This window comes from Arsenophonus nasoniae DSM 15247 (assembly GCF_000429565.1).
Lineage (GTDB): Bacteria > Pseudomonadota > Gammaproteobacteria > Enterobacterales > Enterobacteriaceae > Arsenophonus > Arsenophonus nasoniae.
Genome location: NZ_AUCC01000011.1, coordinates 17,370 through 29,516, shown reverse-complemented (window position 1 = coordinate 29,516; position 12,147 = coordinate 17,370). Strand labels below are relative to the sequence as shown.

The 12,147-nt window shown below is 38.6% G+C and carries 11 protein-coding genes; all 11 read left to right on the top strand.

What is annotated here, in order from left to right:
* The first annotated feature begins 112 nt into the window (after positions 1–112).
* Entirely contained in the window at positions 113–838 is a 726-nt protein-coding gene (gene rpsB / locus G468_RS0104375) for a 30S ribosomal protein S2 (protein WP_026822086.1), read from the top strand.
* Positions 839–993: 155 nt separating this feature from the next.
* Entirely contained in the window at positions 994–1,845 is an 852-nt protein-coding gene (gene tsf / locus G468_RS0104370; protein ID WP_026822085.1) for a translation elongation factor Ts, read from the top strand.
* A gap of 297 nt (positions 1,846–2,142) precedes the next feature.
* Positions 2,143–2,871 (top strand): UMP kinase, encoded by a 729-nt coding sequence (gene pyrH, locus G468_RS0104365; protein WP_026822084.1) that lies wholly within the window; start codon positions 2,143–2,145, stop codon positions 2,869–2,871.
* A gap of 118 nt (positions 2,872–2,989) precedes the next feature.
* On the top strand, positions 2,990–3,547 hold the full coding sequence (gene frr / locus G468_RS0104360) for a ribosome recycling factor (RefSeq protein WP_026822083.1): 558 nt from the start codon (positions 2,990–2,992) through the stop codon (positions 3,545–3,547).
* 149 nt (positions 3,548–3,696) lie between these two features.
* The gene (gene ispC, locus G468_RS0104355) at positions 3,697–4,899 is read left to right on the top strand and encodes a 1-deoxy-D-xylulose-5-phosphate reductoisomerase (protein ID WP_026822082.1); all 1,203 of its coding nucleotides are present in this window, start codon (positions 3,697–3,699) and stop codon (positions 4,897–4,899) included.
* Between the two features lie 220 nt (positions 4,900–5,119).
* Positions 5,120–5,875, top strand: a complete 756-nt coding sequence (gene uppS / locus G468_RS0104350) for a polyprenyl diphosphate synthase (RefSeq protein WP_026822081.1) — start codon at positions 5,120–5,122, stop codon at positions 5,873–5,875.
* Positions 5,876–5,884: 9 nt separating this feature from the next.
* Positions 5,885–6,745 (top strand): phosphatidate cytidylyltransferase, encoded by an 861-nt coding sequence (gene cdsA / locus G468_RS0104345; protein WP_034249301.1) that lies wholly within the window; start codon positions 5,885–5,887, stop codon positions 6,743–6,745.
* A gap of 5 nt (positions 6,746–6,750) precedes the next feature.
* Positions 6,751–8,106 (top strand): sigma E protease regulator RseP, encoded by a 1,356-nt coding sequence (rseP, locus tag G468_RS0104340; RefSeq protein WP_026822079.1) that lies wholly within the window; start codon positions 6,751–6,753, stop codon positions 8,104–8,106.
* A gap of 33 nt (positions 8,107–8,139) precedes the next feature.
* The gene (bamA, locus tag G468_RS0104335; protein ID WP_026822078.1) at positions 8,140–10,545 is read left to right on the top strand and encodes an outer membrane protein assembly factor BamA; all 2,406 of its coding nucleotides are present in this window, start codon (positions 8,140–8,142) and stop codon (positions 10,543–10,545) included.
* Between the two features lie 60 nt (positions 10,546–10,605).
* The gene (locus G468_RS0104330) at positions 10,606–11,097 is read left to right on the top strand and encodes an OmpH family outer membrane protein (RefSeq protein WP_026822077.1); all 492 of its coding nucleotides are present in this window, start codon (positions 10,606–10,608) and stop codon (positions 11,095–11,097) included.
* Between the two features lie 3 nt (positions 11,098–11,100).
* Positions 11,101–12,129 (top strand): UDP-3-O-(3-hydroxymyristoyl)glucosamine N-acyltransferase, encoded by a 1,029-nt coding sequence (lpxD, locus tag G468_RS0104325; protein WP_026822076.1) that lies wholly within the window; start codon positions 11,101–11,103, stop codon positions 12,127–12,129.
* The last annotated feature ends 18 nt before the right edge of the window (positions 12,130–12,147 follow it).

The window sequence follows — 12,147 nt, the reverse complement described above, 5'->3', positions numbered from 1 at the left end:
CAGATCGGCACATTTTCCGGGGTGCTCTTATGTAGGAAAGCCTACAGCTAATGAGTCGGGGAATGGGATCTGTGGAGGCATAACCCCAATTTACTAAATTATAGAGGTTCAAATGGCAACTGTTTCCATGCGCGATATGCTTCAGGCAGGCGTACACTTTGGTCACCAAACTCGTTACTGGAATCCAAAGATGAAAACTTACATCTTTGGTGTGCGCAACAAAGTGCATATCATTAATTTGGAAAAAACTGTTCCAATGTTCAATGAAGCATTAGCTGAATTGACTAAAATTGCATCCCGAAAAGGCAAAATTCTGTTTGTTGGCACTAAGCGCGCAGCAAGCGAAGCTATAAAAGAAGCGGCTAATGGTTGTGATCAGTATTTCGTTAATCACCGTTGGTTAGGTGGTATGCTGACTAACTGGAAAACGGTACGTCAGTCTATTAAGCGCCTAAAAGATTTAGAAGCACAATCTCAGGATGGTACTTTTGATAAATTGACCAAAAAAGAAGCGTTGATGCGTACCCGCGAGCTTAGCAAATTAGAAAATAGTTTGGGTGGTATTAAAGAGATGGGCGGTTTGCCTGACGCTTTATTTGTTATTGATGCGGAACATGAGCATATTGCAATTAAAGAAGCAAACAACTTAGGTATCCCTGTATTTGCGATTGTTGATACTAATTCTGATCCAGATGGTGTTGATTATATCATCCCTGGTAATGATGACGCGATCCGGGCAGTTAAGCTGTATCTGGATGCTGTTGCTAAAGCTGTTCATGAAGGTCGTTCTCAAGATCAGGCGATTAAACCAGAAGAAAACATGATAGAGACTGAATAATAAGGCCAGCTCTTCGTTAAGCACAGAAGAGCTCTTATGAACCAGGTATTACAATATATTGGTTATAGGGGCCTAATTGGCTCCTTTTTACTTATCAGAATGAGAATTGTCTGCATGGGATGATTTCCCATCAGATAGATTGAGGAATAAATCACATGTCTGGAATTACCGCTGCTTTGGTAAAAGAACTGCGCGAACGTACTGGCGCAGGTATGATGGAGTGCAAAAAAGCATTGGTTGAAGCTAATGGGGATATTGAATTAGCTATCGATAATATGCGTAAATCAGGTCAAGCAAAAGCGGCTAAGAAAGCCGGTCGTGTGGCTGCTGAAGGTGTGATCATGGCGGAAGTTTCTGCCGATGGCAAATTTGGTGCGTTGCTTGAGTTGAATTGTGAAACAGATTTTGTGGCTAAGGATGCGAGTTTTATCGCATTCGGTAATGAAGTATTGAAATCCGTTGTTGCAAATAAATTGTCAAATATTGATGAATTGAAGGCAAAATTTGAAGAGCAACGTACAGCTATCGTTGCCAAGATTGGTGAAAATATTAATATCCGCCGAGTTGAGATCCTAGAAGGTGAAAAAATCGGCTGTTATTTACATGGTGTTCGCATTGGGGTTCTTGTTTCTGCTGAAGGTGCGGATAATGAGCTTGTCAAACATATTGCTATGCATATCGCGGCGAGTAAACCTGAATATGTTACACCAGCAGATGTGCCAGCCGATGTTGTTGCTCATGAACATCAAATTCAATTAGATATCGCAATGCAATCGGGTAAGCCGCGTGAAATTGCGGAAAAAATGGTTACTGGCCGCATGAATAAATTTACTGGTGAGATCTCTTTAACTGGTCAACAATTTGTTATGGATCCAAGCAAAACAGTTGGTGCGTTATTAAAAGAGAAAAATGCAAAAGTGACTAGCTTTATCCGTTTTGAAGTTGGTGAAGGTATCGAAAAAGTGGAAACTGATTTCGCTGCTGAAGTAGCGGCAATGAGTAAATAATGATACCAATTGATAAATAGAGCCGCCAATGGGCGGTTCTGTTTTATCTAATATTGATAATTTATTTTTTATCTGTCTGATAATACATTATTATCAATGATAATTTATGTGTAAATATGCCACTAAATTATTTGAGTCGGCATATGCTTAATTCAACGGATTAGGGTTAGTATTTAAACTAAATTATATTTTTTTACTAAAGATATGAAGAAAAGTAACTAATCAACTATTTTACATTCAGACTTTGAACTAAGAATTTTAAACCTTCAATAATTTATCTGCTCAGGACGAAACACCATGGCAACTAATGCAAAACCCGTATATCAACGTATCTTGCTTAAGCTTAGTGGCGAAGCTCTACAAGGTTCAGAAGGTTTTGGTATTGATGCGAGCATTTTAGATCGTATGGCGCAAGAAATTAAAGAGCTGGTAGAGTTAGCGATACAAGTTGGTGTCGTTATTGGTGGTGGCAACCTATTCCGTGGTGCAGGACTAGCCGAGGCTGGTATGAATCGTGTCGTTGGCGATCATATGGGAATGCTAGCGACAGTAATGAATGGATTAGCCATGCGTGATGCTTTACATCGTGCATATGTTAACGCCAGGCTTATGTCTGCAATACCATTAAATGGTGTATGCGACAATTATAGTTGGGCTGAAGCGATTAGTTTGCTTCGTAATGGCAGAGTTGTTATTTTCTCGGCAGGCACTGGAAATCCTTTTTTTACAACAGACTCAGCGGCTTGTTTACGAGGTATAGAAATTGAGGCAGATGTTGTTTTAAAAGCCACCAAAGTTGATGGTGTCTATTCTGCCGACCCATCAAAAAGTTCAGATGCGGTTTTTTACGATAAGTTAACTTATCAGGACGTATTAGAACGTGAATTAAAAGTGATGGATTTGGCGGCATTTACTCTGGCTCGTGATCATAATTTACCTATTCGCGTTTTCAACATGAATAAACCCGGTGCGTTACGTCGGATTGTGATGGGTGAAAATGAAGGCACGTTAATCTCACGTGATTAATCTCTTGAGAGACACGGATAACTTTTAGCGGTATGATATTATCAGCATCGTTAAAATAATTGAATTGGGTTATCGGTTATAGCCTAAATATTTATAACCAGTTGCTAAGGGTTTAAATGTGATTAATGAAATCAAAAAAGATGCTCAAGAACGTATGGAAAAAAGCGTTGAAGCATTGAAAAGTCAAATTAGTAAAGTTCGTACTGGCCGTGCATCGCCAAGTTTATTGGATGGTATAGTGGTTGAATATTATGGTGCCGCAACGCCATTACGCCAGTTAGCGAATATTACTGCTGAGGATTCACGTACACTCGCCATTACTGTGTTTGATCGTACGTTAACACCGGCAGTGGAAAAAGCCATTATGGCATCAGATCTGGGGCTTAATCCTTCTTCAGCAGGAACTATAATACGGGTGCCTTTACCACCGTTGACGGAAGAACGACGTAAAGATTTGATTAAAGTTGTCCGTAATGATGCTGAACAAGGGCGTGTATCTGTTCGTAATGCACGACGAGATGCAAATGATAAAATCAAGGCCTTACTAAAAGATAAAGAAATTAGTGAAGATGATGAACGTCGTGCACAAGATGAAATCCAGAAGTTGACCGATAATTTTATTAAAAAAGTTGATGAAGCGCTGGAACAAAAAGAAAAAGAATTGATGGAATTTTAAACATTTTTATAATAAAGCCATACGCTTTATATAAAAAGTAAGTATGGCTTTATTATATCGCTAAATTTATTGCTCCATTTTTATGTTATGCTATATCGCTGAGTTAGGTATAATCCTTTTTAATTAAATAGTAGAGCATACATATCACAATGATACGTCTGACAATTTTAGGCTCGACGGGTTCAATTGGTAAAACGACACTATCAGTAGTCAAAGAAAATCCAGCAAAATTTGAAATTATCGCATTAGTTGCACATAAAAATGTGGCAACTATGGTTCAGCAATGCTTAGAATTCCAACCACTATATGCTGCGATGTCAGACGAAAAATCAGCCAATACGCTAAGAAACAAACTCATTACATACGGATGTAAAACTGAGGTTTTATCAGGCCAAAAGGGAGTTTGTGAACTAGCGGCACTTGATAATGTGGATCAAGTTATGTCAGCGATTACTGGCATTGCCGGTTTAATACCAACATTAACTGCGATCCGTCAAGGTAAACGTATTTTATTAGCCAATAAAGAATCATTGATTACGAGTGGCCAACTGTTTTTCGACGCAATCAAGAAATATGGGGCTCAGGTACTGCCGATTGATAGTGAACATAATGCGATATTTCAAAGTTTACCGACTGAAATTCAGCATAATTTAGGTTTTGCAAATCTTGAACAACACGGAATAACGCGCATAGTATTAACTGGATCGGGCGGCCCTTTCCGTGAAATTGCCCTTGCTTCTCTTAAGAACATGACACCTAATGAGGCTTGTAATCATCCTAATTGGTCTATGGGTCGTAAAATTTCGGTTGATTCGGCAACCATGATGAATAAAGGGCTTGAATATATTGAAGCTCGGTATTTTTTTAATGCCTCAGCCGAGCAAATTGAAGTTATCATTCATCCTCAATCTGTTATTCATTCGATGGTACGCTATCAGGATGGAAGTGTGATCGCTCAATTAGGTACGCCTGATATGAGAACACCGATTTCTTATAGTATGGCTTATCCAGATCGCATTCCTTCAGGTGCGGCTGCACTTGATTTTAACCAATTATCTTCATTAACCTTTATTGCTCCAGATTACCAACGTTATCCTTGTTTGAAATTAGCGATTGATGCTTGTCATCATGGGCAAGCAGCAACCACAATTTTAAATGCTGCGAATGAAGTTTCCGTAGCTGCGTTTTTGGCAGGAAAGCTTCGATTTACAGATATTGCTCAAGTTAATTTGGATATAGTAGAGAGGTTAAGTTTAGCCGAGCCTGATAGCATTGATGCAGTTTTAGCGATTGATAATGAAGCACGTCAAATGGCAATTAATTATATTGAAACATTAGCAATATCCTATTAATAAATAATTTTAGATGCTTAAATGTTTCTATATTTATCTCAGGTTAAATTTTTATAAAATTATAATGAGTTAAGGGTATTAAAAATGAATAAAGAGCTAACTATTAACTTTTTAGTAAATATGAAAATTTTTTGCCTCATCTTAAGTAATTATATTTTTATTATCCAAAATAATTAAGTGCAATAGTTATGTTAGCTTATGGTAAAGGAACTCTTCTGGCATGAAACTTATGTATGATAATGATAGCTCACAGCAACGAATTCCGAGGCATGTTGCTATTATTATGGATGGTAATGGACGTTGGGCGAAACTACATGGAAAGTTAAGAATTAAAGGGCATCGAGCAGGAACAGAAGCGGTGCAAAAAGCGGTTAAATTTGCTATCGAAAATGAGATTCAGTCTTTAACACTTTATGCCTTTAGTAGTGAAAATTGGAGTCGACCAGAAACTGAGGTTAGTGCTCTAATGGAACTTTTTACTTGGTTTCTAGATGATGAAGTTAAAAACTTAAATATTCATAATGTTAAATTAACTATTATTGGCGATATCGGTCGATTTAAACCTAAATTACAAAACCGTATTAAACACGCGGTTGAATTAACTGCAAATAATACTGGACTACAGCTCAATATTGCCGCTAACTATGGTGGTCGGTGGGATATTACCAATGCAGTAAGACTAATCGCTGAAAAAATTAAAGCGGGTTCATTATTAGCAGAAAATATTAACGAAGATACGGTAAATGAATTTATTAGTCTACATGAGCAACCAACCGTTGATTTAGTAATTAGAACTGGGAGAGAATATCGTATCAGTAATTTTCTTTTATGGCAGATTGCTTATGCTGAATTTTATTTTACCGATGTGCTCTGGCCGGATTTTGATGAGGAAGCTTTCAAAAGTGCAATTGTGGCTTTTAATAAGCGTGAACGACGTTTTGGTAACACTGAGCCTGATGATATCAATGAAGAATAGGGGACTGTTTTGCTAAACTTAAATTCTCGTATCATTACAGCTAGCATACTTATTCCATTAGTTATCGCTGCACTTTTTTTCTTACCGCCTAATTTGTTTGGTTATGTTATCATTGTTATTTGCTCGTTAGCTGCTTGGGAATGGAGCCAATTCATTGGCTGGACAGCGCAGATTAAACGAATTATATGTGCTGTTTTATTTGGTATTTGTTTATTGGGTTTACAATTATCATTTCAAGATCTCAGTCAATTAACAACAGAGCCTTTGATTATTTATATTTTATCGGCTGGATTAGTTTGGTGGTTAGTTGCGATAATCTTGGTTGTCACTTTTCCTACTTCTGCTCGATTCTGGTCCCAGTCAGTAATATTAAAAATTTTGTTTGGTATTTTAACCATTTTACCTTTTTACTGTGGCATGTTGGTGTTAAAAAGTGTCGATTATCATATTAACAATTTTATCGGCGCTTGGTGGATACTTTATGTCATGCTATTAGTTTGGAGTGCAGATACTGGCGCTTATTTTTTCGGTCATTTATTTGGCAAACACAAACTGGCAGCGAAGGTTTCTCCTGGTAAAACCTTGGAAGGTATGCTCGGGGGGATGTTGACAGCGGGTATTATTGCCGGGTTATTTAGTTTATCTGTTCCTGTTTTGCTAATACCCAAGAATTTACTATTTTGTTCTGTTATTGTTGTGATTATCTCGGTTTTTGGTGATTTAACGGAAAGTATGTTTAAACGTCAGTCTGGGATTAAAGATAGTAGTCATTTAATTCCAGGGCATGGTGGTGTATTAGATCGAATCGATAGTTTGACAGCCGCTATACCTGTCTTTGCAGGATTGACATTGTTATTTTTTAGTTCTTAAGGTATATCATGGGATTTCTTTGGAGTTTAGCTGCATTTATTATTGCATTAGGTGTGCTAATTATCGTACATGAATTTGGCCATTTCTGGGTAGCTAGGCGCTGTGGTATTTATGTTGAGCGTTTCTCCATTGGTTTTGGAAAAGCCTTATGGCGTAAAGTCGATCGCCATGGGACAGAATTTGTTATCGCTCTGATCCCCTTAGGTGGTTATGTCAAAATGCTAGATGAGCGAGTTGCTCCTGTAGCGCCAGAGCGTCGCCACTTTGCTTTTAATAATAAAACAGTAGGTCAGCGTGCCGCAGTGGTTAGTGCTGGGCCAATCGCCAATTTTTTATTGGCAATATTTGCTTATTGGTTAGTTTTCATTATTGGTATACCTTCCGTGCGTCCGGTTATTGAAGATATTCAATCAAAGTCGATTGCTGAGCAAGCTAATATTTCACCAGGTATGGAACTAAAATCAATAGATGGAATCGAACCCCCTGACTGGAACGCAGTTCGTCTCGCCTTAATTAGTAAAATTGGCGATGAAGAATTAAAAGTAAAAGTTTTACCTATAGGAAATCCAACGCCGATAAGCAAAGTGATTGATTTAAGGGAATGGCACTTTGATCCAGAAACCCAGGATCCCGTTTTATCTTTGGGAATTATGCCTGTTAGTGCCAGGCAAGATCCGGTTGTACGTAATATTCAACCTGGCTCAGCGGCGGCATTATCCGGTTTACAAATAGGAGACAGGATTGTAAAAGTGGGTGAACAAATAATAGATATTTGGCATCCATTCACCTATTTTGTTCGACAAAGTCCTAACGTTCCATTGTTATTGACTATCGAAAGACAAGGTGAACAACAGCAATTAACGTTAACACCTGAAGTAAAAACGATAGCTAAAGGCCAGCAAGTTGGTTTTGCTGGGCTTGAGTTATCAGTAATACCACTGGCAGATGAGTATAAAATCACTCAGCAATATGGTCCGTTTTATGCGCTGTATCAGGCAACGGACAAAACGTGGCAATTAATGAAATTGACAGTAAGCATGATAGGTAAATTGGTTACCGGTGATATTAAACTTAATAATCTTAGCGGACCTGTTTCTATTGCAAAAGGGGCCGGCATTTCCGCTGAGTCCGGGTTAGTGTATTATCTGATGTTTATTGCATTAATTAGTGTCAATCTAGGGATCATTAACCTGTTTCCTTTGCCTGTATTAGATGGTGGGCACTTACTTTTCTTGCTAATCGAAAAGATTAAAGGAGAGCCAGTGTCTGAGCGTGTACAAGACTTCAGCTATCGTATTGGTGCTATTGCATTGATATTATTAATGGGGCTTGCACTTTTCAATGATTTCTCTCGTCTTTAAGAGAGAGACTAGTTAGGAATACTCATAACAACAATGGCGATGAAAAAGTTGCTCATAGCATCGCTGCTATTTGGCAGCGTCACTGCATACGGTTCAGACGGGTTTGTAGTACAAGATATTCATTTTGAAGGACTTCAGCGCGTCGCCGTTGGTGCAGCACTATTGAATATGCCGGTTCGGGTAGGAGATACGATTAATAATGACGATATAGGTCGTACTATTCGAGCGCTATTTTCAACGGGTAATTTCGAAGATGTTAGAGTTTTGCGTGATGGAAATACGCTAATTGTTCAAGTAAAAGAGCGGCCAACCATTGCAAGCATCACATTCTCTGGTAATAAGTCAGTTAAAGACGATTTATTAAAGCAAAATCTTGAAGCTTCAAATATTCGCGTTGGTGAAGCTCTTGATCGCACTAAGCTGGCGAATATCGAAAAGGGTCTTGAAGATTTTTATTACAGTGTTGGTAAGTATAACGCGACGGTTAAAGCTATCGTCACACCGTTACCGCGTAATCGTGCTGACTTAAAATTAATCTTTTCTGAAGGCGTTTCAGCTAAGATTCAACAGATTAATATCGTCGGTAATAAAGCATTTACCACTGCTGAATTGGTAAATCGTTTTCAATTACGTGATGATGTGCCTTGGTGGAATTTTATTGCTGATCAAAAATATCAAAAACAAAAACTGGCTGGCGATTTAGAAACACTACGCAGTTTTTATCTCGACCGGGGTTATGCCAAATTTAATATCGATTCAACCAATGTCAGTCTAACACCTGATAAGAAAGGTATTTATGTCACCATCAATGTTACAGAGGGCGATAGATATACCATATCAGGCGTTGAATTGAATGGCGAAACCGCTGGTCATTATGATGAAATTAATCAATTAATCACCATAAAACCTGCTTCGCTTTATAATGGTACTGAAGTCACTAACATGGAGAATAAAATCAAGGATCTCCTTGGCCGTTATGGTTATGCCTATCCCCGTGTTATTACCCAACCAGAAATCAACGATGAAGATAAAACGGTAAAACTGCATGTGAATGTTGATGCGGGTAGCCGTTTCTATGTTCGCCAAATCCGTTTTGTCGGCAATGATGTTAGTAAAGATTCTGTTTTACGTCGTGAGATGCGTCAAATGGAAGGCGCTTGGTTAGGCAATGATTTGGTTAACCTGGGTAAAGAACGATTAAATCGAACGGGCTTTTTTGAGACCGTTGATGTTGAAACGCAACGAGTACCCGGTACACCGGATGAAGTTGATGTTATCTATAAAGTTAAAGAACGCAATACCGGTTCGATGAACTTTGGTATTGGTTTTGGTACTGAGAGTGGTATCAGTTTCCAAGTCGGCGTTCAACAAGAAAACTGGCTTGGTACAGGTAATGCCGTTGGTATTAGTGCCAGCAAGAATGATTATTCGACTTATGCGGAATTATCATTAACTGATCCTTACTTTACAGTTAATGGGGTTAGCTTAGGTGGGCGATTATTCTATAATGATTTTAGTGCCAAGGATGCCGATCTTTCACGCTATAATAATAAAACTTATGGTGTTGATAGTACCTTGAGTTTTCCTTTTAATGAAAATAATGCGTTTCGAATCGGAGCAGGTTTTGTTCATAACTCCCTATCTGATATGAAAGCTCAAGTTGGGATGTGGCGTTATTTACAAAGTATGGGCGAAAATCCCAATTTTGATGATAAAGCGCGCTATAATGCTAATGATTTTACCCTTAATTTAGGCTGGACTTATAATAACCTGGATCGTGGTTTCTTCCCGACAGCGGGCAATAAAACCTCATTAAATAGTAAGATCACTATTCCAGGTTCTAATAATCAGTACTATAAGATTCGGTTTGATACATCGCAATATTATCCCATTGATGAAGATAATAAATGGGTATTGTTAGGTCGAGCACAGCTGGGTTACGGTAATGGTTTTGGCGGTAAAGAATTACCGTTTTATGAAAACTTTTATGCTGGTGGTGCCGGAACGGTACGTGGTTTCCGTTCCAATAATATCGGTCCTAAAGCAATTTATCTTGAAAAAGATAAAAAGGGTGACATAAGTCCAAAATCGGGCAGCCCATCAACGGATGCTGTTGGTGGTAATGCAATGGCAACAGCGTCATTAGAGTTAATTACGCCAACCCCGTTTATTGATGAAAAGTATGCTAATTCAATCAGAACCTCTTTCTTTATTGATGCGGGTACTGTTTGGGATTCGAATTGGAGTAACACCCCGGCAAGCTGGAGAGCAGGAATGCCTGACTATGGTAAGGCATCCAATATTCGAGTTTCGACAGGGATTGCATTGCAATGGATGTCACCGCTTGGCCCACTGGTCTTTTCTTATGCCAAGCCAATAAAAGATTATGAAGGTGACAAATCTGAAGAGTTTCAGTTTAATATCGGTAGGACGTGGTAAAACGTCAATTCAATTCATCAATTCGCTTGTGGTCAGTTCATAAGAGATAAGGAGTTTAGTGTGAAAAAATTGTTGTGTGCAGCAGGTTTAGGTTTAATTTTATCCGTATCTACCAGTGCTTATGCCGAGAAAATTGCCGTTATTAACGTCGGTGAAGTTTTTCAGGACATAGCGACCAAAAAAGCGGTATCTAAGCAACTTGAAAAAGAGTTTAAAGGACGAGCAAACGAGTTGCAAAATATGGAAAAAGATTTGCAGACTCGAGCAGAAAAATTGCAAAAAAATGCGGCTAAGCCTAATGAGAAAGATCTGCAAGCATTTGAGGCTAAACGGACAGATTTTCTTAAAAAAGCACAGCAATTTGAACAAGATAACCAGCGTCGTCAGCAAGAAGAGCGCAATAAAATTTTGCAAACTATAAAGACGGCCACCAAAGCTGTTGCTGAGAAAGAGCGTTATGACGTTGTGGTAGACGCGAGTACGGTTCTCTACCCAGAAAACAGTTCCAACCTGAAAAATATTACCGATCTGGTTATTAAGAAGGTTAAATAATAGATGGTTTCTATTCGATTAGCGGATTTAGCCCAAAAATTGGACGCGCAGCTACATGGTGATGGTAATATTATCATCACCAGTATTGCACCTATGCATTTAGCGAAGGAAGGGCAAATTACTTTTTTATCGGATAGCCGTTACCTAACGCAATTAGCAAAATGTAAAGCTGCTGCTGTGGTATTAAAGCAGAAGGATCTACCAGATAGTAAAATAGCAGCATTAGTGGTTAAAGATCCTTATCTTGCCTATGCGCGATTAGCTCAAATTTTGGATACAACGCCTAAACCTGCACAAAATATCCATCCTTCTGCAGTTATTGCCGAAGATGTTCAGCTCGGTGAAGATGTTGCCGTTGGCGCTAATGCTGTTATCGAGTCAGGGGTGACATTAGGTAATCAGGTTATAATCGGCGCCGGTTGCTTTATCGGTAAAAATGTCAGGATCGGTCAGTCTACGCGTTTATGGGCAAATGTTTCGATTTATCATAATGTCGAGATAGGTAAACAGTGTTTAATTCAATCTGGAACAGTCATTGGTTCAGATGGTTTTGGTTATGCAAATGAAAAAGGCCAATGGGTAAAAATACCGCAGTTAGGTACAGTTATCATTGGTAATAATGTCGAAATCGGTGCTTGTACAACCATTGATCGCGGCGCACTAGACAATACAATTATTGGTAATGGGGTCATCATTGATAACCAATGTCAGATTGCTCATAATGTGATTATCGGTGATCATACTGCTATTGCAGGTGGAGTCGTTATGGCCGGTAGCCTGAAAATAGGCCAATATTGTATGATCGGTGGAGCTAGCGTGATTAATGGACATATGGAAATTTGTGATAAAGTTACTATAACCGGAATGGGAATGGTAATGCGTCCAATTAGTGAGCCGGGAATATACTCTTCAGGCATTCCATTACAGCCAAATAAGGTTTGGCGAAAAACAGCCGCTTTAGTCTTGAATATTAACGAAATGGCTAAGCGACTGAAGGTACTAGAACGTAAGGTATTTAGTAAAAATAACTAAATACCATTGTGTAGATTT

Bases quoted from the DNA above. Each gene is read 5' to 3' on its own strand.
- rpsB (WP_026822086.1), top strand. From the start codon at position 113: ATGGCAACTGTTTCCATGCGCGATATGCTTCAGGCAGGCGTACACTTT.
- tsf (WP_026822085.1), top strand. From the start codon at position 994: ATGTCTGGAATTACCGCTGCTTTGGTAAAAGAACTGCGCGAACGTACT.
- pyrH (WP_026822084.1), top strand. From the start codon at position 2,143: ATGGCAACTAATGCAAAACCCGTATATCAACGTATCTTGCTTAAGCTT.
- ispC (WP_026822082.1), top strand. From the start codon at position 3,697: ATGATACGTCTGACAATTTTAGGCTCGACGGGTTCAATTGGTAAAACG.
- uppS (WP_026822081.1), top strand. From the start codon at position 5,120: ATGAAACTTATGTATGATAATGATAGCTCACAGCAACGAATTCCGAGG.
- bamA (WP_026822078.1), top strand. From the start codon at position 8,140: ATGGCGATGAAAAAGTTGCTCATAGCATCGCTGCTATTTGGCAGCGTC.
- lpxD (WP_026822076.1), top strand. From the start codon at position 11,101: ATGGTTTCTATTCGATTAGCGGATTTAGCCCAAAAATTGGACGCGCAG.